The sequence below is a fragment of the Photobacterium sp. ABD4_091 genome (assembly GCF_056160145.1).
Map to the genome: position 1 here is coordinate 788396 of NZ_JBSWWQ010000002.1, position 19448 is coordinate 807843.

Consider the following 19448-nt stretch of genomic DNA (forward strand, 5'->3'; position numbering starts at 1 on the left):
TTCAGCAACTTCAGTAAATGGCAAAATTTTATACTAGATGGGCAGATTTACTCACACGCAGTAGAATCAACCGCATCAATTTTCATCTTGAAGTGCTTGATTTATCCAATATTTATCACAACTTTCTCGCTAGCGATTATGCTTAGAAATGTCACATTACTATTATGTTGGTCAGATAAAAAAGCCATATGAATAATGCTGTAGGCACCAAGAACAACCCAACGCGCTCTAAGCCCGGCCGTTATCGGTTTGTGCGCATGTTCATCTATGGCCTGTTCTTTATTGTCTTCGCAATTATAATGCTGGCCGTGTTCATTCCCCCCTGGCTAGCTTCCAAGGGCATTGAGATAAATGCTATATCTGGCATCCATGTTAGCAAGCGCATTCAAATTGACGAGCTATCAATTGCGGTAAACAAAACGGCAATCACCATAAGGCAGTTATCGCTTGAGCATTTTTCTGATGATAAAAGTGCGATATCAACTTCCTCTTGGCGCTTGGTGTCTCCCCATACCGTTGTGCGGCTATCGCCAGATATTCAAAATGCGATAAAACCACATGGCGTTACGATTAAAGACATCACCTTCAACGACATAAGCTTTAACTTAACCGATCTTTCAGCACCCTATGTGTTCAGTGCCCATAGCCAGCAGGCTTCTGTCGACATTGAAAACACTGTTGGTAGCCACATCCCCCAGCGGGTAAATGATTTACAGCTTGTCCTCACCACTGAGCCATTCGTTACCCTCACTGGTATCATAGGCTCAACGGATCTTGAGCTTTTCCTGCCACAAGACATTGGCCAGAACACCTACCCAATCGGGTTCAGCAATGGCCATTTTTCACTTAGCTGGCAACAAAACAAAACGCCACTTGCTGTCCATATCGAGAAACTCACCCCCTTATGGGCAACCGAATTAAAAGGCTTCGAGCAGCAAGGACATGACATCGCCTTAACTGTCGATCTGAACCAACCGACTCAGAGTATGCGGTTACTGGCAAAAGAGCTTCGTTTTGCACAGCCTTCCGATCTCCCTGAGTTTCTCGACAAACCCGATCAAACACATGAAGGTTTACACCTTGGCCATGCCATCGCAAATCTTGCCCAACTTCCGCTTAAACACCTAAAAGTAAGCCATTTCACTTATGGCAACCTCATCATGGATGCAAAACTTGTACTGGATACCCCCAGGGTTCGCCAAAACAGGCCCGATAAACAAGCCAAATTACACTTGAAAGGTAAAGCCCTTGGCCCAGACAACCCATACGATATCAATGTATTGATCAAACACCGTACACTGAACGATGCAGACTTTACTGGGACAGTTGTAGGCCCCAAAGGCAATAAGCTTGACTGCAAAGCTGATATCAATTTCATCAGCCCGTTGCCCAAACTGTTTCACTGCGAAGCACAATTTAAGCGAACCCAAGATCTCACAGATCGCCTGAAGCTCTATGATATTCCTAGCGCAGAGTTAACCAAGCCCATTATTATCTCAGCTAAGCAAACATCACTAGCTTTCAAGGATAAAAGCTCAGCCAAGCATGGGGATCCCTTTCATTTTAGAGATGTTGAGCGTGCGAGTTATTCACTAGAAGTTACCTTGCCGGAAAAGGTTAATGTCGAACTCAACCGCTTTGCCTTCCATCATAAGGTAATGAACCCAAAAAAGAATTCAAACTCTGCTATTTCCTTGCTTGAACTCAGCACTGATGGAGCACTGACCTTTAATGCGGATTATCATGATGGCGATATCGCGTTAGGCCTAGATAAGAGTAGTGAGCAGCTGCACTTTCGAAATGAGAAATTCGGGTATGACTTCAACATCGATTTTTCTCTCCTACAATGCCAGATACCTTTCCTCAGTAGCAATACAGCATTACAGTGTCACGCAAAAAGTAATATCAACGCGGTGATCCCACAATTGTTTCCCAGCCCAACAATTAATGTTCAAAACAGCCAGCTACAATCGACGCTGTCAGGTGAGTGGACAGACAACAAGGTTGAACTGAAATTAAGTGGCACAGCCATCGACATTGAAAAAATAAATATTCAACACCATGGGGAGTGGATTGAAGCAAATGCAGATAGCATAAACATAACGGCTGGGATAATCCGGCTGCAGCAACTTTTCAAGCAAGGAAAGACGACTGCACTATCCATTTTGGCAGATAGTGGCAGTAGCATAGTCGTAAATGCAGACAACCTTTCAGCGTTGAAATTAATCACATCAGAAGATTCATCAGAAGCAGAAATTGCATCGATAAGGCGGGAAAAAAATATCGGTCAATTACCCGTACAGCGCTACAGCGGTAAGTTTTCTTCTGTCTTTTCAGGCTTTGATTTACACCTCGATTGGCTCTCCGGAAACGAATCAAACTTGCTCTTGAAATCTGGGTATCAAGCCCACCTCTCCTTGAATCAAAATAACCAGCGCCTTCCAGGGATCATGACTGAAGGGATTATGGCAATCACCCCTAACAGAACTGAGTTCAAAGGCGACATTTTAAATAAACGCCACACAAAATTACTCGTCTATACCATCGAGTACTTGATACCACAGCAGCAAGCCAATATTGAGTTACACCGTAATGATATTCCATTCTCCAGCAAGCAATCGCTTAAGAAGTTCTATCTGCCCAAACTTCCGGTCGACCACGATATCTATGCAGGCTCACTAGGTTTCGATGCAAAGATAACGATTAAGGACAAACAATGGAAAGGGAAAATTGGCCTCTATACACACAACTTAAGTGGCTATATACATGACATCCATTATGCTGACCTCAATGTGTCTCTAACCGTCGACGCCTCCAATCATGGATTTCGTTCTCATCAACCAATAAGCTTTCATATCAGCTACTTACATGCTGGCATATTATTAGAGAACCTCTACGCCCTCATTGAGTTTGATACTTTTACGCCTTCTTACAAGCTGCACAGGGCCAAAGCTTACCTGCTTGGGGGAGATATAAGCCTGCATAATGTCATTAGCGACTCTCTGTCAGACATACCGGCAAACCCAATTAGGGTGCATGGCTTGAAGCTAGAAAAATTGATAGAAACCGTAGAAGCAAAAGATATAGAAATGACAGGAACCGTTGATGGAATACTGCCCTTTGGCCTAGAAGGCAATGCACCCGTGATTAAGGGGGGCCGTCTTCATGCCCGCTATCCTGGCGGGATCCTAAAGTACAAAGAAGGATCCGCCATCGATCAGAATGTGGAAGCCGCTGGAGAGAATAGCTTGTTAGTTGTGAGTAAGATTCTCAAAAATTATAACTACCACTCGCTCAACATTAATCTAGACTATTCTAAAGAAGGACAATTGAGTGCTAGATCACAGTTTAAGGGGCGAAACCCTGATGTTTTGTCGGGTCGTCCGATTAACCTGAATCTCAGCATAGAAGAAAACATTCCAGCCCTACTAAAGACGCTAAATATGATAAATGCATCTAAGCTGGAAAATATGTTCTTAAAGCAGATTGGTGTGGATAAGTAGCATTTTGCGCTTGAAATTTAAAAAATCAAATGGCTGGACGTGCCTACATCACTGCCTTTTTATTAAGGCATATAGGTATTAGGTCCACAAAAGGTTGTAACCAATGGATATCCAACTTAAGCTGTTTTGTATACCAATTTTTATCGCCATGCTTTCGGTATTGACACTCACAGCACTATCAGGCTGTACACCCACGGTACAAGTTACCGCTTCAGAAAAGCCGATAGAAGTTAATTTAAACGTCAAAATAGAACACGAAATTCGTATTAAAGTTGATAAGGAAATCGATGAGCTGTTTAATGATGATGATGTCTTTTGAGTTGGCAGGGAGTATGCCATGACGCGAATACTGCTCTTCTTCTTTTCTTTCTTCCTCGCATTTAGTGCAATTGCTCTCGATCTTCAACAGGCTAAAGACCAAGGCCTTGTGGGTGAAGCAAACACTGGACTTATCGCCCCCGTCACTGCTCGGCCGTCTCAGCAGGTCAGGAGCTTGATTTCCGAAGTGAACAACCGCCGAACCAACACCTTCAAAAAAATAGCTGTTTCACATGGCTTGACTGTCAAAGAAGTCGGTCACATCGCCCACAAAAAGGCCATTGAGCGCACCTCTCCGGGAAATTACTATCAAGACTCATCAGGTAAGTGGATCAAGAAATAGATTTACGTTTAGCCATGAGCTCACTCCGTAAATCTCTGTTGAACTAGGTGTTAAGTAAATCTTAACCCCGGAATAAAAATATTATAATTATCCTTACAGCGCTTTGCGCATATACTCCTGCGACGACTTTCTCATTTTTATAACCCATGCCCGCAGTTCATTCATTTTTCAATAAACTATCCAAGACCGACGGTATTTTCATTGCTATAGCGTTGTTATGCCTGTTCCCCGTTGTCAGCTCGCCCATTGCTTTAGTCTTGGGCTTTACCTTGGCGACCTTTGGATGGGTACCAAGCCAATTTAACCTGGCAGCACTAACCAAGAAACTACTCTCCTATTCCATTATCGGCCTAGGCTTTGGTATCCAGCTGGATCAAGCCATCGAAGCAAGTAAGCAAGGGTTCGGACTTATCGTTGCTTCCATTTTCTGTACCTTGTTGCTCGGCTATATACTCACTAAGCTGTTGGGGATTAACCAGAAAACCGGGCACCTTATTGCTTCAGGCACTGCAATTTGCGGCGGAAGCGCCATTGCGGCTGTTGCTCCTGCAATTAACGCTAAGGATGACCAAACATCACTGGCATTAGCGACTGTATTTGTGCTTAACGCAATTGCCTTATTTATCTTCCCTGTAATAGGCCATTTCTTTGAAATGAGCCAACATGCATTTGGGACATGGGCCGCAATTGCCATACATGACACTTCATCTGTAGTCGGGGCTGCGGGGGCATATGGAGATGAGGCTTTAAGAACAGCCACGACATTGAAATTGGCTCGGGCGCTGTGGATCATCCCTATCGCTTTCTTAAGTGCTTTGATGTTTAAGGGCAACAGCAAAAAGATTGGTGTGCCTTTTTTTATTGTTTTCTACTGCTTGGCTATTGGGGTTGCTTACCTACTACCTGATTTCCAACCGTTTTACTCAGCGATTTTCAACATGTCTAAGCGTGTTTTGGTAGTCTGCCTATTTTTAATTGGCTCAGGCATTACCATCGCAAAACTACGTGCAGCCGGATTTCAGCCGCTGCTACTAGGTGTAACACTGTGGGTGGCTATCGGCGGGGGCTCGCTAGCCTATATCCAAATGGTCAATTAAACCTACAAAGCACTACCCGCAACGACCGTCTTATTCCTAGACAGTTGCGGGTTGCCGGCTTGTTTAGCCTCGTTACGGTGTAATATCTATTCGCTCCGAGTTGATATTGATTTGCTTGAGCTCTTCATTAAATTCAGTGTCGTCCAAGACAGGATTCGACTGAATAGCTTCTTTGTTTGCTTGCGCATTACTTTGCTTCAGCCGTCTTACACCCAAGCATAGGATAATCAAAAAAGCAGCAAAATCTAAAATTGCACTGAATAGCCCAGAGGTAAATGATGATGTGAACAAAACGCAAGCGACAATCCCTATCCAGACAAACACGCTAATACCTCCCATCTTTCAGTAATTGACTGAGATAATTATTAACTAATTGTCCGCATTCAGAAATTCGCTTTCACTCTATAACATTCAGATTTGTTATATGTACCCAAGTCGCTCGGGAAAGATCAACACTTTGCAACTTGCAGTTCATCGAGCCGGGTTGTCCAGCGATTGGAACGAAAAGCTTGGCGCATATGCCAATTGGTCGAACCGATCACCGAGGCAGGCTTAACGCCGTTTTTAAACCTGGCATTCATCTGATCGGTAATAGCCATCAGCTCTCTTCGTTTCATTTCATCTAAGGCACTGGTATCAAACATATCAAATTGGAAATGATCATTATTTGAATTGGTTAACCCGTCTAGAATGACGCCGATCTTCTGGTAGGCATAACCCGGACGATAAATAGACTCGAGCTGCTCCAAAGCAATATCAAGAAATCTATAGCTATCCTGGCTCGGGCACATCAACTCCCTGGCGCTACTGATATTATGTTGCGGCAAGTCCTTATATCGGTTGGTACGAAGAAACACGCCAACCACATTAGCCTGACTCTGCTGCCGCCGTAATTTTTCCCCAGCCCGTTGGCAATGAAAAGCAAGGGCTGACTTCAAATCGTTCAAATCACTGATATCTGAGCCAAAGCTACGGCTAGACAAGATCTGCTTTCGCTTCTCATCGATATCCCCGGGGTCGATACAGGAAACACCTTGTAGTTCAAGTACCGTTCTGGCTAGCCCAACATTCCACAGCCGACGCATATCTGCAGGATTTTGCCCCGATAGTTGCAAAGCATTGGTAATGCCACTTGTTTGCAATCGCGTTGCCGTTTTAGCGCCAACTCCCCAAATCTCCTGAACAGTGCAGCGTTCAAGTAGCCATCTCCGGCGTTCTTCATTATCGATCTGAATGACACCTTCAACCCTTTGCTCATATTGCTTAGCTGCATGGTTACCAAGCTTTGCCAAAGTTGGACTTGCCCCAATACCAACCCGGACAGGCAACCCCAAGTGCTTATAGATGGTATCCTTGATTTCTTTGCCGTATTGAGTCAAACCATCCAGATTGAAGCCATCAAGGCGGACGAAAGCCTCATCGATCGAGTATTGTTCAACATGGGGTGAGAAACGATGGAGCTCTTCTATGAACCGACGGCTCATGTCAGCATATAAGGTGTAATTTGAGCTTCTTACCTCAACTCCCATCTTGCGGGCTTCGCGCTCTATTTTAAACCACGGTGCACCACGCTTTATACCTAGCGCTTTGGCCTCCGGTGACAACGCAACGCAGCAGCCATCATTGTTGGAAAGAACAACCAATGGCTTGTTGACCAATTTGGGATCAAACATCTGCTCGCAGGCACAGTAAAAACTCTTCGCATCTACCAGTGCCCAAACCTGATCACGATATCCGTCTAATGCAGCCATCGCTTAACCCAGTAAATTATGCACGTTACGCGTTACCACACCGAAGATCTCAGAATCTTCTGGCATAGGAAATGGCTTGTAGTGAGGGTTTTCTGCAACCAGCCACCAAGCCTGCTCATGGCGTACGAGACGCTTACAAGTAAACTCGTCATACACTCTAGCGATGACGATTCTCCCCGGTACCACAGCTTCAGCCCGGTCAACGACTAACAAGTCACCATCATAGATACCCGCTCCTGTCATCGAGTCGCCCGATGCCCGAAGAAAAAAAGTCGCATTCGGATTTCGAACCATGTAGCTTTCTAAATCGAGTTCTTCCTGATGACCATCCGCAGGTGAAGGGAAACCACATTTCACCCCCTCGATAAAGTAAGGAAATACCTTCATTTCCACTGCTCTTAATTATACTGTGCATATATACAGTATAATAAAAAATAGTTAGAATAGTCACACTCTAGTTTTAACTTTTGGGACAACTGAAGCTTGAGCAATCAATTCAGCCAATTTATACACAATTTCAACCACCTAGCATAATTGTGCTGACGGGCTTAAAACCAGTGGCGATAATTTCAACAACTATTGCTGCCATCTTCGACAAACGCACTTTTATCATCACGTATTAACCAACATCCCCTCATTAATGTTGATAAAATTGTCGCTTATAAAAATGAAAAAGCAGGGATTATCCAAGGAGTTTTTAATGCAAAAAATTTTTGCAATGTTAGCTGTGCTTCTATTAGCCGGCTGTTCAACAACTGAAAATACACACACACACACCGAAAGCCAGTGCATTGGTCAAATGACTACTGAAGAAGCCTATGGCCACCTAAACCCAGAACGCTTTACCATCCAGGTACTGGCTCTGACTGAAGAGCGTCAGGCTGACGTTCGAAATTACATCAACCATATCCAGGGTCAGCAGCCAATTTGGGTTAACTGGAAGAAAAGCCAGAGTGGACGCTGGTATGCCGTCATTTACGGTGATTTCGAAACAAAAGAAGAAGCGAAGTCAGTGATCGATCGCCTGCCAGAAGCGGTTCGTCAACAAGGGCCATTCATTAGAAGCTTCGCTGAAGTTAAAAGTGACCAGCAAACCGACGTATTTCGTTTGCGATAAGCCAAAAAGCCGGAATGATCATTCCGGCTTTTTTGTACTTCATTAATGGCTATGCGATTAGCGTCCTTCAAACAACTGCCCGACCGTTTGCATCGGGATAAACATCCTCACCCGGCCATTATGTTCGCATAGTACTTCAAAACCATACTTGGTATAGAAGGATTCGGCTTCTGGGCTCAAACAGTCAACCACTATCGCATAGGCTCTCATATGAGCATTAACCTGCCATAAATACTTTAAGGCTTTCACCAAGCCGACTTTCCCCAAACCGTTTCCGTGGTACTCATGATGGACAGCCAATTGGGCGAGTAAAAATACGGGTATAGGATACTTGGGTAGCTTTTTAGCCATCGCCGCAGGTAAGGTGTCACGGCATATCGAGCTAGGGGCAATGCTGTAAAAAGCGCAGATAGGCAATTTTTGATTTGGCAGGGGAAGTAAGGCAGGTAATACCATAGTCCGGCTAATACCTGCCTGCATATGTTTTGACGCCTGAGTTTGAATAAAGGTGTTTAGCTCCGGCTCGCCACAGTCAAACGAAGTACGATCATGCTGTTTTTTATCTAGCTCGATAAACTCTTTTGACCAACTCACTTACTTAAAGCCCTTCTCTTCCGCAAAGTCTACTGCATCGAGCAACGCTTTATTCGGTGCTTTGGCTTTATCGCAAGCATCAACAAACCGGTCAAACACATCACCATCAACGGTGATACTTTCATGTTGAGCAATCACCTGAGTGGCATCTTCATCCATAAGACGAACCACATACTCCGTCAAGCTTTTCAGCCCCAGCAGCGCTGACGCTTTTTCGGCTTTGGCTTTTATTTCTTCATCTAAACGCAAGTCTAGTCGGGCTGTTGCCATAATAACCTCCATAAGTACGGAAATTTTCCGTACACATAGAGTATAACCTTTGACCGCTTACACGGCAAACCGTACGGAACTTTTCCGTACGGTTTGCTGCGCAAGTGCTAGACACACTCGCTAGCTTTTAATCGCCATTAAGAAGAAATCACCGCAGCGCCATGATCGTTAGTACTGAGATCTTCATTGCTGTAGCCTTCATGGCTATGCGCATACTTGCTTTCAAGTTTACGAAGTTCACGTAGCAGGATAAACAACAACATCAGACCAGTGGCAGCGAGTCCAACCGCCAATCCGCCCCAAACGCCTTCCAAACCAAATAGGTTCATCAAAACCCACGCCGATGGCAAACCGATGAGCCAGTAGCCAATAGCTGTAGTTACCGTTGGTGCTTTCACCAGTTTCATCCCGCGAAGAATGCTAATGGCAGCCAACTGCCAGGCATCTACGACAAAGCAAGCAGCGACCATAATCATCACGCTTGGCAGAGCTGCAACAAGCTCTTCTGCTAGCGCATCACCTTCAACGTTGAAGACAACAGTCAAGAACTCTGGTTTTGCGATTAAGAATGCGCCAAATACTGCACTGGTCACCGTGACCAGCAACAAGCCATGCTTGGCATAACGCTTAACCATGGCAGGCTGTTGCTGGCCAACATGCTGACTGACCAAGATAGAGGCCGCTTGAGACAAGCCAAAAGCGACGTTCCAAGACAAGTTAAGGCACTGTAACGCAATCTGGTGAATGGCCAATGACACTGCGCCGAGCGTACCAGCCAACAAGGCTGCTGTTGAGAACAGTGCATGCTCCATCAAGGTGGCAATCATGATAGGCACGCCAATGGCCAACAAAGGCACAAGGATACCGATACGGTATTCATGCCATTTGGCAAAAGGATTGTAGTGACGGTACTTGTTACGAGTAAACACCCAGTAGCCGTAGCCCAGCATCACAATGAACGCTGCCAATGCTGTACCGTAGCCAAGTCCTGCGAGGCCCATATCGAGCTTGAACGCCATCAAGTAACTCAGCGGCACATTGAGAATAACCGTCACAATGGACATCACCATAACAGAGCGGGTATCGCCAAACGCACTGACCAAACTACGCAAGACGAGCAAGACCAAAGTTGGCAGCATTGCCCACTTCAAGGCATCCAAATAATCCACCGCCAATACAACTGCGTTTGGATCCTGGCCGGCCGCATTAAGCAAACCATCCATCCAAAAGAAGATAGGCAGCAGCGTCACGGTTAAAATCAGCGATAACAATAAGCCACTCTTAAGAGAAGTGCTGACTTCAGCATCCCCTTTCTCAACATCTTTCAGCCTTTTGCCATATGCGATAGCAATTAAATTGGCCACACAGCCGACGGTACTGCCCGCAACCGTAAAGACAATTGAATACACCGCCGCACCAAGCCCCCCGCCAGCAATAGCAAGGATACTCATTTGAGCCATCATCCACACATCGGTAAAAACCAATAATTGAGCAACCAGCTGAGAAATAATTAGCGGTACTGCCAGGCTGATTAATTTTTTCATTATTCACCACGAAACACTAAAGCATTGCAAAACAGACAAGGATCTCAGGGATGGCAGAAAAGGCGGCCTACAACATGTAGTTTCTAACAAGAAAAGTAAGCTAAAAGTGCGATACAGCCATCAAACTGTTGAGATACTACTAATGTAAGTTTTCCCAATTTGTGTTTCAAACGACATTTATAGTACCTTAGCATTCATAAAACTCATGCAAGAGAGTTCTTGAAGCATTTTTCTTCCCTCACGAGGCTGACAATGAAAAAAAGACACAATTTACTGCCATCTTCTTTGAATGGACTCAGGGTGTTTGAAGCTTCAGCAAGGCATCTTAGCTTCACGCTGGCCGCTGAAGAATTAAACGTGACGCAAAGTGCAGTAAGTCGGCAAATCAGGCAGTTAGAAGAGCAACTTGGATTTGCGCTGTTTATCAGGCACCATCGCGCCTTGGAGCTTTCTGCTCAAGGAAAAGAAGTCGCTTTGTTGCTGACCCGCCAATATAGCGAACTGAACCAAACCATACGCCAGTTGAAAGCGAAGGAAACAGGTACATTACGCGTACAAGTTGCCATGAGCTTTGCAGTACGTTGGTTGATCCCTCGTTTGCATTCCTTTAAATCACTCTATCCTGATATCAATATCGTCTTGTCATCAAGTATGGGACACAGCAATGAACTGTTGCAGTTGGAAGAAGATGACTGTGATATAGCGATATATAATGTGCCTGAAATTAGCAAAAGCACCAATATACCCACTTTTTTCAGAAAAGAATATCTCGCCCCTGTCTACTCCGAGTTATTGACCAAAACTGACGAACCCATCTCTGTCGATGCTCTGATTGCCAACTACCCGCGCTTGCATCCAACGTCTGACCAATGTGATTGGCGTGAATGGCTCACTCGCAATGACCGGACAGATCAAATCAATAAAGATGGCTTAACCTTTAATACACTTGATATGGCTTTAACATCCTGCTTTGCCGGACAAGGAGTAACCATCACAGACTTGATGCTAGTCGTGCATGAATTACAGCAGGGGTATTTAAAGTTACCTACCCAGGCAACTATTGTCACCAACAGTACCTGGCAGTATTACTATCAAACAGTCAGCAAAGGTGACGCCGTCTCACAATTCATTGAGTGGATGGTACAAGAAGAGAAGAAAGATTGGGCCGCGCTCACTCATATGTCTGAGCTGCACGGCTGGAAGATTATAGATTAAGAGGCTCGGTAAACACGTTTACACCGATTCAATAAGCTCAGGCAGGATTTCAAACAAGTCCCCGACCAAACCATAGTCTGCGATCTCAAAGATAGGCGCTTCAGGATCGCTGTTGATTGCCACAATGACCTTGGCATCTTTCATTCCGGCTAGGTGCTGAATAGCACCGGAAATCCCCACAGCAATATACAGTTCAGGGGCAACTATCTTACCCGTTTGGCCAACTTGGTAATCATTCGATATGAAACCAGCATCTACCGCTGCCCTTGAGGCTCCCACTGCACCACCGAGTTTGTCAGCCAGTTGCTCAATCAAAGCAAAATTCTCTTTACTCCCCAAAGCGCGGCCTCCAGAGACAACAACACGCGCAGCGGGCAACTCTGGCCTTTCACTTTCAGATACCTGCCGCTCGACAAACTCACTCAACGCATTTGCAATAACGATGTCGAGTGGCTTTTGCTCCGCCTGACTCTCTGACATTTTAGCCGCCTCGAACGCCGATCCACGTGTCGTCATCAGCAGCTTGCTGTCTTTAGAGCGGACCCGGGCTAATGCATTCCCCGCATATATCGGCCTGACCACGGTGTCAGCACTTTCAATCGCTATAACATCAGACAGCATCCCCACATCAAGTAAAGCAGCTACTCGCGGCAGCAGGTTCTTACCAAATGTCGTTGCAGGTGCAATGATATGGCTATGATCGGCAGCAAGTTCGGTGATCAGCGTGGCACTATTTTCAGCTAGCTGATACTGGTAAATAGCACTGTCTGCCACCAACACTCGGCTGATCCCATTGATACATGACGCTTCATCGGCAACTGTCTGGCACTGGTAACCCATTACCAATACTTCAATAGGCAAATTTAATGAATATGCCGCCCCAACAGCCTTAAGCGTTTCACCTGATAGGCGCTGATTATCATGCTCTGCAATTACAAGTACTATCATCAGATCACCTTTGAAGTATTTTTTAGTTTATCGACAAGCTCTAAGACAGAGTTCACTTTCACCCCGCCAGCACGCTGTGCCGGTGCCATTACCTCAAGCACTTCCTGATGGTTTTCTATGGTCACACCCAATTCGTCAGGGGTTATGATATCCAATGGCTTTTTCTTGGCTTTCATAATATTCGGTAGCGAAGCGTAGCGCGGCTCATTAAGGCGAAGATCCGTACTCACAACCGCAGGTAACACAAGCTGTAATGTTTCTAACCCGCCATCGACTTCACGGGTGACTTTTAGTGTTCGTTGAGCACCACCCGTGACACCGTCACTCACAACATCAACATTTGAAGCAAATGTAGCCTGTGGGTATCCAAGCAATGCCGAGAGCATTTGTGCTACCTGGTTGTTGTCCGTATCAATGGATTGCTTGCCCAAAATGAATAGATCAGGCTGATCCCGGTTAGCCACCGCCGCAAGCAGTTTTGCCACTGATAGAGGCTCAGTGACAGCGTCACACTCAATATGTATTGCTTTGTCAGCACCCAAGGCTAAGGCGGTTCTTAACTGTTCTTGACAAGACGCTTCGCCAGCAGAGATGACTACCACCTCGTCAGCATGGTCTGCCTCACGGAGGCGAATTGCTTCTTCGACGGCAATTTCACAGAAAGGGTTCATCGACATTTTTACGTTGGCGGTTTCCACACCAGAGCCATCATTTTTCACCCTTACCTTTACGTAAGGATCGATAACACGCTTTATCGCAACATACACTTTCACAGGCACTTCCTTATCAAACCAAGACTTTTCAGCCTTGCAATTGATTTATTCTTTGAGCCTAGTTGAGTTTACGTTTACGTCAACTGGACTATATTTTAACAATGCGCCGTTCTACTAGGGATTGAAGCATGAGTTCAGAGCAGCAAAGAGAAAGCATGTCATTTGATGTTGTGATTGTAGGAGCTGGCCCCGCCGGACTTTCTGCCGCCTGCCGGTTAATGCAGTTAGCAAACGAAAATGAAGTTCAATTGTCAGTATGTGTTGTTGAAAAAGGCGCTGAAGTAGGCAGTCATATCCTTTCTGGTGCGCTGTTTGAACACAAGGCGTTGGATGAGTTATTCCCTGACTGGGAGCGGATGGAAGCACCGCTACATACCGCGGTGTCTGAAGATAAGTTCTGCTACCTGACCAACCAATTCAACTACATTACCGTTGCTGAACAGCTTGTCCCCGAAACCCTGCAGAATATTGGTAATTTTGTAATTAGCCTAGGAATTTTATGCCGCTGGTTAGCCAAACAGGCTGAAGCCCTTGGTGTCGAAATATTCCCCGGTTTTCCAGCCAGTGAGGTTCTGTATAACAACCAAGGTATGGTCGCAGGTATTGTTACCAAAGACATGGGGCTGGATAAACATGGCGAAAAGAAAGCTGCTTTTGAGCCTGGCATTGAGCTACATGCCAAATATACGATTTTTGCCGAAGGCTCACGCGGCCACTTGGGTAAACAACTTATTGAGCAGTTTCATCTCGACCACGGCAAACAACCACAGCATTATGCACTTGGGCTCAAAGAGCTGTGGGAAGTTCCCCCTAAGCACCACAAACCCGGTCATGTTATTCATGGTGTGGGCTGGCCATTAAGCCAAACCGGCACTAATGGCGGCAGTTTTTTGTATCACTTGGAAAACAATCAAATCGCTGTTGGTCTTATTGTCGACCTTAACTATCACAACCCCTACCTCAGCCCGTTTGATGAGTTCCAGCAACTCAAGCATCACCCCTTATTCAGCCAACATTTGGCAGGCGGTCAACGTATTGCCTATGGCGCGAGAGCCATTACCAAAGGCGGCCTTTCTTCATTACCAAGGCAACAGTTTCCAGGGGGGGTGTTGATAGGATGCGATGCGGGCACATTGAACATGGCTAAAATCAAAGGCAGTCATACCGGAATGAAATCCGGCACAATTGCGGCTGAAGCTGTCTTCCATGAATTAGAGCAAGGCTTTCATCAAACCACACCAGGGTATGACAAATTCTTCAATAACTCTTGGCTATATGAAGAATTACACGAGTCGCGCAATTTCGGTGCTGAGATCCACCGCTTTGGCACCTTAATCGGTGGAACACTGGCATCTATCGAACAAAAGTGGTTTAAAAAAACGTTCAAGTGGTCACTCAAAGACGACAGACCCGACCATGCGTGCCTCGAACCCATTAGCGACCACCAGCCTATTGCGTATCCAAAGCCTGATGGCCTGTTGAGCTTTGATAAACCCTCATCCGTTTTTCTCTCCGGCGCGCAGCATGAGGAAAACCAGCCCTGTCATTTGCATCTATCTGATAGTTCAATTCCTATCAACTTGCACCTAGAGCGCTTCGATGAACCTAGCCAGAGGTATTGCCCTGCGGGGGTGTATGAAATAATAGAAAAAGACGGAAAAGCGGCATTTCAAATCAATGCCGCCAACTGCGTCCACTGTAAAACCTGCGACATTAAAGACCCTTCGCAGAATATTACCTGGGTTCCACCAGAAGGCGGGGGCGGGCCAAATTACCCCAACATGTAATGAGGGACAGCACTACCGTTTAAACAATTATTCTTGGGGGCTGCCCATACAGGCGTGCAGCTATTTCACCCAGCGGGTCTTTCGCCACAGCGCTTGTTGCTCAACAGATAAAAATGTCCAAGCCACAAACCGCGTCAGCTTCTGCCCCTGTGCCATATCTATTGTTTTGACATCAACTGCCCCTGCCTTTTTCAGTTGCTTATAGATTAACGACAGGTTGTCTTTTTTCGATACCAAAGTCGTAAACCAAAAGCATTGGTTGGCCTTCTCTGCACTTTGGTTGATCATCCGTTTGATAAATGCCGCTTCTCCGCCCGGGCACCAAAGTTCAGCTTTTTGACCACCGAAGTTTAGTACTGGCTTAACGCTTTTGTTTTTGGAAGCCTTAAATTGCCCGGATTTTTTGTCTGAACCAGATTTTTTGTCTGAATTAGCTTTTAAGTTTTTCACCTTACGGGCACTACCTGCCATCGCTTCTTCTAGAGAAGTATGGAACGGAGGATTACATAAAGTGAAATCAAACAGATCATTGTCGTTGATCATACCGGTAAAAATATGATCTGGATTTTTCTGTAGGCGACACTGAATGCCCCCTTTCAACGAAGGGTTAGCATCAACGATGAATTTGGCCGATTTAATCGAGCTAGGATCAATATCTGCTGCGACAAACTGCCAACCATAAACACGGTGGCCGATAATAGGATACACACAATTCGCACCTGTGCCGATATCTAGACCTTTGACAGTCTTTCCTTTGGGGATGTTGCCTCCGTTAGAATCAGCCAACAAATCAGCGATATAGTGCAAATAATCCGCCCTGCCAGGGATAGGCGGACAAAGAAATCCCTCAGGGATATCCCAATATGAAACCGAGTAGAAATGGCTCAGCAACGCGCGATTGAGCATCTTTACCGCAGCCGGATCACTAAAGTTAACCGATAAGTCACCATAAGGGTTCTTTTCAACAAACGGCGATAGCTCCGGACAGCTTTTTATCAGCTTGTCGAAATCATAACGGGCTCGATGAGGGTTTCGTGGGTGCAGTCCCTTGCTTGGCGCTTTCTGCTTATGTTTATGTGACATATCGCTTTCTATACAGTGTTTTGCTCGGCCTTAGGCCAAAAGGAAAAGTATCCTACGCGAAACTCAGTCCCCTTGGAACCACAGATGTAAAATTGCCAAAACTATTGTTGCCCTGCCTCACCAAACGCGATACCTCCAACATATTTTGGGTTCTGCAACGGAAACAAACTTACAGGGTTTGGTTAATATTCGCCCTGTGAAACTAAGATTACTAACAATATGAGACTTGACACAGAAAGATTTCGTGACAACTTCATTATAAATTGTACATTTTCATAATCTTAACTTTACTATTACATGTGGAGCATTAAAAATGCTACTAAGGACTGTACAGTTAAAGGACTAGCTTGATTATGGATGTCATCAAACGCACATGTATCATTTTACTGCTCCTCATCATTCCTTTGGGTACGGCCCAAGGTAGCCAGTCCGTTGCTTTCTACTACAACAATATCGATTCAGTGCGTGAGTTGATTAACTACGACCGTGTCGTGGTAACACCATCTCTAATTTCAGATAAACAAATATCTACTCTGCAAAAAGCTGATACTTTGGTTTTCGCCTATCTCAGTGTTGGAGAGTACGACGGCAATAAACTACCTGAGAAACTGCAAGGGCTATCTCCGCTTATCAATCCTAACTGGTCCAGTCATGTGATGGACTTGGCGGCAGAGGGGTGGCAAACCTATCTTCTCGAGCAATCCGTTATGCTCTCTGAACGCGGTTTTGACGGCATATTTCTCGACACGCTCGATAGCTATACCTTGTTTGCTAAAACTCCCGAAGAAGCAACAAACCAGCAAGCCGCTCTAAGCAAAATTCTTGAGGGTTTAAATGCCCTTCCTAAAAAGCCGCTGCTAATTTTTAACCGTGGTTTTGAGGTCATTGAGAAGCTCACATTCAAACCTTACGCCTTAGCCGCCGAATCAATGTACAACAGTTACGACCCAGTAACTGACAGCTATCAGCTTGTGCCGGAATCAGACAGAACGTGGCTTACCGGTAAGCTAAATGAAGTGAAGCAATCTGGTGTCGAGGCGATTGTCATCGACTACCTCCCCGCCAGCAATCGTGAAGCTCAAAAACAAGCGGCCAAACGTTTAATTGATGAAGGGTATACGCCGTATATCAGCGACGGATTACTGTATGAATTCGGTATCAGTACTGTAGAGCCGATTGCAAAGCGCATACTCGGTTTCTACGACAGTCAATTTGGCCGCATGGTGACGTCACAGTGTCACCGAATGATGTCGATGCCCATTGAATATTATGGTTACGTCCCAGAATGTGTAGATGTGCGCACAACCAATTTCAATAATATTGATATCAGCCGTTATGCTGGTTTCTTCTTCTGGTTAGAAGAATCAAGTTATAGACAGGTGCCTGCGCTTCAAACCTGGATTAACTCTCTAATGGGCAAACGCCCTGTTTTATTTCTCAATGCGCTGCCAACTAATCAATCTCTATTATCCAAGCTAGGTATCGCCAACAAAGGGGAAATTTCAGGCAATATCACTCAAGTGCAAGGTCACAGCTGGACAAAACAATTCTATCCCGCTTCTTTCAGCCTGTTTGAAAAACATACTATTTGGCAACCAACACAAATTGGTGTCAGCAGTGAGATTACTTTTGGTAATGAAAACGGCCAAACGACAACTGTCTTGTTCAAAGCACCGTGGGGAGGCGCAGCCTTGTCACCCTTCCCAGTAATGGCTCTTGCCAATAATAGCGAGACATGGATTATTGATCCTTTCCGGCTGATCAATGAGATTTTTCCTTTACCCCCGATACCTGCTGCAGATGCAACCACAGAATCAGGACTACGTATATTGACCAGCCACGTCGATGGCGATGGCTTCCCGTCAAAAGCTTGGTTCCCGGGCAAACCCTATACGGCCGAAGTGCTCAATGACTATGTATTTAAAAAATATGATATCCCCCAAACAGTTTCAGTGATTGAAGGAGAAGTAGGCAAGCGTGGTTTGTACCCAGAACAAAGTGACAAAATGGAAGCCATTGCCCGAGACATTTTCCGTCTGCCAAACATTGAAATTGCTTCGCATACCTTTAGCCATCCGTTCTTCTGGGACTTCTCGGCCAACATCCAAACTAAACAGTATGGAGACAACCTTCCGATCCCCAACTATACCGTGGATTATTACAACGAGATTTTGGGCTCAATAAACTACATAAATAAAGAGCTGGCCCCTAAGGACAAAAAAGCTAAACTTTTGTTATGGTCTGGGCGCGCTGATCCGACTGAAGAAATCCTCTCCATTGCTGAAGATGCCAATATTCTCAACGTTAATGGTGGAAACACTTATGTAGTTCGAGGCAATAGTAACTTTACTCAAGTTTCGCCGACCATTGCCTGGTATCCATCCGCCGTTCAAGTCTACGCCCCTGTACTAAATGAAAACCTCTACACCAATTTATGGACTGAACACCACGATGGCTATGGGCGTGCGGTTGAAACCTTTGAAATATTAGGCAGCCCACGGCGTTTAAAAAGTATTAGTATTTACTATCATATGTACTCAGGTGCTTATCCGGCATCACTCAATGGCTTATTACAGGTTTATGACTGGGCAATAGCGCAGCAAACGACACCGCTTTATTTGAGCGAGTATGCCAAAAGAGCAAGAGCCCTGTACGAAACCGGCATAGCCAAAACTCTGGATGGGCAGTGGCAAGTAACCAGTACCGGTGTTGCAAGCATCCGGCTTCCTGAAACATTGGGCTACCCAGAAGGTAATGAGCTAGCGGGTTGGAATAAAGGGCCAGATGGTAACTTTCTGATCCTGAAACAACCGAAAACAAGGTTTGAAATAGTAAGCAGTCCAAAAAGCGAGCTGTACCTCAAAAGTGCTAATGGCAAGCTAGTAACGTGGGAAGTAGATAGCAATACCATCAATTGGTCTGTTTCAAGCCATATGCCCCTTAAGATGGTGGTCAACGGAGCCAAGCGTTGCCAAAGTGTTTCTGGCACTAAATTGAAGGCCTCGCCCAAAGGCAATGGGCAAATACAGCTATCGAGCTCAAGCAAAGGGTTACTCTCAGGCACCTTGCAGTGTCAAATGATGTAAAACGAAGGGAATAGTCAAT

At 45.4% G+C, this 19448-nt stretch carries 17 protein-coding genes; 8 read left to right on the forward strand and 9 right to left on the reverse strand.

Features of this window, described 5'->3' with window-relative positions; genetic code table 11:
- Positions 1 to 188: 188 nt before the first annotated feature.
- The 4 genes from ACXAGQ_RS17910 to ACXAGQ_RS17925 all read left to right on the forward strand — a co-directional run bounded on the left by ACXAGQ_RS17910 (position 189) and on the right by ACXAGQ_RS17925 (position 5261).
- Positions 189 to 3503 (forward strand): intermembrane phospholipid transport YdbH family protein, encoded by a 3315-nt coding sequence (locus ACXAGQ_RS17910; protein WP_475255645.1) that lies wholly within the window; start codon positions 189 to 191, stop codon positions 3501 to 3503.
- Positions 3504 to 3606: 103 nt separating this feature from the next.
- Complete coding sequence (locus ACXAGQ_RS17915; protein WP_475255646.1) at positions 3607 to 3822, forward strand: YnbE family lipoprotein; 216 nt, start codon at positions 3607 to 3609, stop codon at positions 3820 to 3822.
- A gap of 18 nt (positions 3823 to 3840) precedes the next feature.
- Positions 3841 to 4164, forward strand: coding sequence for a YdbL family probable chaperone protein (locus ACXAGQ_RS17920; protein WP_475255648.1), 324 nt, complete (start codon positions 3841 to 3843; stop codon positions 4162 to 4164).
- 146 nt (positions 4165 to 4310) lie between these two features.
- Positions 4311 to 5261, forward strand: a complete 951-nt coding sequence (locus ACXAGQ_RS17925; protein WP_475255650.1) for a YeiH family protein — start codon at positions 4311 to 4313, stop codon at positions 5259 to 5261.
- 72 nt (positions 5262 to 5333) lie between these two features.
- Here ACXAGQ_RS17925 and ACXAGQ_RS17930 read toward each other — a convergent pair whose 3' ends face one another.
- The 3 genes from ACXAGQ_RS17930 to ACXAGQ_RS17940 form a co-directional block, all read right to left on the reverse strand.
- Positions 5334 to 5585, reverse strand: coding sequence for a hypothetical protein (locus tag ACXAGQ_RS17930; protein WP_475255651.1), 252 nt, complete (start codon positions 5583 to 5585; stop codon positions 5334 to 5336).
- A 125-nt stretch (positions 5586 to 5710) separates the two neighbouring features.
- Positions 5711 to 7012: a Y-family DNA polymerase gene (locus tag ACXAGQ_RS17935; RefSeq protein ID WP_475255653.1), complete on the reverse strand. Its 1302-nt coding sequence runs from the start codon at positions 7010 to 7012 to the stop codon at positions 5711 to 5713.
- A gap of 3 nt (positions 7013 to 7015) precedes the next feature.
- Positions 7016 to 7399, reverse strand: coding sequence for a LexA family protein (locus ACXAGQ_RS17940; protein ID WP_475255655.1), 384 nt, complete (start codon positions 7397 to 7399; stop codon positions 7016 to 7018).
- Between the two features lie 313 nt (positions 7400 to 7712).
- On the opposite strand from ACXAGQ_RS17940, the gene ACXAGQ_RS17945 reads away from it, so the two are divergent.
- Positions 7713 to 8129: an SPOR domain-containing protein gene (locus tag ACXAGQ_RS17945; protein WP_475255657.1), complete on the forward strand. Its 417-nt coding sequence runs from the start codon at positions 7713 to 7715 to the stop codon at positions 8127 to 8129.
- Positions 8130 to 8186: 57 nt separating this feature from the next.
- Here ACXAGQ_RS17945 and ACXAGQ_RS17950 read toward each other — a convergent pair whose 3' ends face one another.
- The 3 genes from ACXAGQ_RS17950 to ACXAGQ_RS17960 form a co-directional block, all read right to left on the reverse strand.
- The gene (locus ACXAGQ_RS17950) at positions 8187 to 8723 is read right to left on the reverse strand and encodes a GNAT family N-acetyltransferase (RefSeq protein ID WP_475255658.1); all 537 of its coding nucleotides are present in this window, start codon (positions 8721 to 8723) and stop codon (positions 8187 to 8189) included.
- Positions 8724 to 8993 (reverse strand): type II toxin-antitoxin system TacA family antitoxin, encoded by a 270-nt coding sequence (locus tag ACXAGQ_RS17955; RefSeq protein ID WP_317520101.1) that lies wholly within the window; start codon positions 8991 to 8993, stop codon positions 8724 to 8726.
- A 137-nt stretch (positions 8994 to 9130) separates the two neighbouring features.
- Positions 9131 to 10537, reverse strand: a complete 1407-nt coding sequence (locus tag ACXAGQ_RS17960; protein WP_475255660.1) for an MATE family efflux transporter — start codon at positions 10535 to 10537, stop codon at positions 9131 to 9133.
- A gap of 252 nt (positions 10538 to 10789) precedes the next feature.
- Here ACXAGQ_RS17960 and ACXAGQ_RS17965 point away from each other — a divergent pair, with 252 nt between their 5' ends.
- Positions 10790 to 11752: a LysR substrate-binding domain-containing protein gene (locus tag ACXAGQ_RS17965; RefSeq protein WP_475255662.1), complete on the forward strand. Its 963-nt coding sequence runs from the start codon at positions 10790 to 10792 to the stop codon at positions 11750 to 11752.
- 18 nt (positions 11753 to 11770) lie between these two features.
- Here the strand turns inward: ACXAGQ_RS17965 and ACXAGQ_RS17970 are convergent, their stop codons facing one another.
- Entirely contained in the window at positions 11771 to 12700 is a 930-nt protein-coding gene (locus ACXAGQ_RS17970; RefSeq protein WP_475255664.1) for an electron transfer flavoprotein subunit alpha/FixB family protein, read from the reverse strand.
- The gene (locus tag ACXAGQ_RS17975) at positions 12700 to 13473 is read right to left on the reverse strand and encodes an electron transfer flavoprotein subunit beta/FixA family protein (protein ID WP_475255665.1); all 774 of its coding nucleotides are present in this window, start codon (positions 13471 to 13473) and stop codon (positions 12700 to 12702) included. The genes ACXAGQ_RS17970 and ACXAGQ_RS17975 overlap by 1 nt, the downstream gene beginning before the upstream one ends.
- A 155-nt stretch (positions 13474 to 13628) precedes the next feature.
- Here ACXAGQ_RS17975 and ACXAGQ_RS17980 point away from each other — a divergent pair, with 155 nt between their 5' ends.
- The gene (locus ACXAGQ_RS17980) at positions 13629 to 15260 is read left to right on the forward strand and encodes an electron transfer flavoprotein-ubiquinone oxidoreductase (RefSeq protein ID WP_475256619.1); all 1632 of its coding nucleotides are present in this window, start codon (positions 13629 to 13631) and stop codon (positions 15258 to 15260) included.
- A 60-nt stretch (positions 15261 to 15320) separates the two neighbouring features.
- Here the strand turns inward: ACXAGQ_RS17980 and rlmF are convergent, their stop codons facing one another.
- A complete protein-coding gene (rlmF, locus tag ACXAGQ_RS17985; protein ID WP_475255666.1) occupies positions 15321 to 16343 on the reverse strand; it encodes a 23S rRNA (adenine(1618)-N(6))-methyltransferase RlmF in 1023 nt (340 codons plus the stop codon).
- A 353-nt stretch (positions 16344 to 16696) separates the two neighbouring features.
- Here rlmF and ACXAGQ_RS17990 point away from each other — a divergent pair, with 353 nt between their 5' ends.
- A complete protein-coding gene (locus tag ACXAGQ_RS17990) occupies positions 16697 to 19429 on the forward strand; it encodes a bifunctional glycoside hydrolase/polysaccharide deacetylase family protein (RefSeq protein WP_475255668.1) in 2733 nt (910 codons plus the stop codon).
- The last annotated feature ends 19 nt before the right edge of the window (positions 19430 to 19448 follow it).

Excerpts from the sequence above, each read along its gene's own strand:
- ACXAGQ_RS17970 (WP_475255664.1), bottom strand. The coding sequence starts at position 12,700 with ATGATAGTACTTGTAATTGCAGAGCATGATAATCAGCGCCTATCAGGT.
- ACXAGQ_RS17955 (WP_317520101.1), bottom strand. The coding sequence starts at position 8,993 with ATGGCAACAGCCCGACTAGACTTGCGTTTAGATGAAGAAATAAAAGCC.
- ACXAGQ_RS17945 (WP_475255657.1), top strand. The coding sequence starts at position 7,713 with ATGCAAAAAATTTTTGCAATGTTAGCTGTGCTTCTATTAGCCGGCTGT.
- rlmF (WP_475255666.1), bottom strand. The coding sequence starts at position 16,343 with ATGTCACATAAACATAAGCAGAAAGCGCCAAGCAAGGGACTGCACCCA.
- ACXAGQ_RS17920 (WP_475255648.1), top strand. The coding sequence starts at position 3,841 with ATGACGCGAATACTGCTCTTCTTCTTTTCTTTCTTCCTCGCATTTAGT.
- ACXAGQ_RS17990 (WP_475255668.1), top strand. The coding sequence starts at position 16,697 with ATGGATGTCATCAAACGCACATGTATCATTTTACTGCTCCTCATCATT.
- ACXAGQ_RS17940 (WP_475255655.1), bottom strand. The coding sequence starts at position 7,399 with ATGAAGGTATTTCCTTACTTTATCGAGGGGGTGAAATGTGGTTTCCCT.
- ACXAGQ_RS17960 (WP_475255660.1), bottom strand. The coding sequence starts at position 10,537 with ATGAAAAAATTAATCAGCCTGGCAGTACCGCTAATTATTTCTCAGCTG.
- ACXAGQ_RS17915 (WP_475255646.1), top strand. The coding sequence starts at position 3,607 with ATGGATATCCAACTTAAGCTGTTTTGTATACCAATTTTTATCGCCATG.
- ACXAGQ_RS17980 (WP_475256619.1), top strand. The coding sequence starts at position 13,629 with ATGTCATTTGATGTTGTGATTGTAGGAGCTGGCCCCGCCGGACTTTCT.
- ACXAGQ_RS17965 (WP_475255662.1), top strand. The coding sequence starts at position 10,790 with ATGAAAAAAAGACACAATTTACTGCCATCTTCTTTGAATGGACTCAGG.
- ACXAGQ_RS17925 (WP_475255650.1), top strand. The coding sequence starts at position 4,311 with ATGCCCGCAGTTCATTCATTTTTCAATAAACTATCCAAGACCGACGGT.
- ACXAGQ_RS17910 (WP_475255645.1), top strand. The coding sequence starts at position 189 with ATGAATAATGCTGTAGGCACCAAGAACAACCCAACGCGCTCTAAGCCC.
- ACXAGQ_RS17935 (WP_475255653.1), bottom strand. The coding sequence starts at position 7,012 with ATGGCTGCATTAGACGGATATCGTGATCAGGTTTGGGCACTGGTAGAT.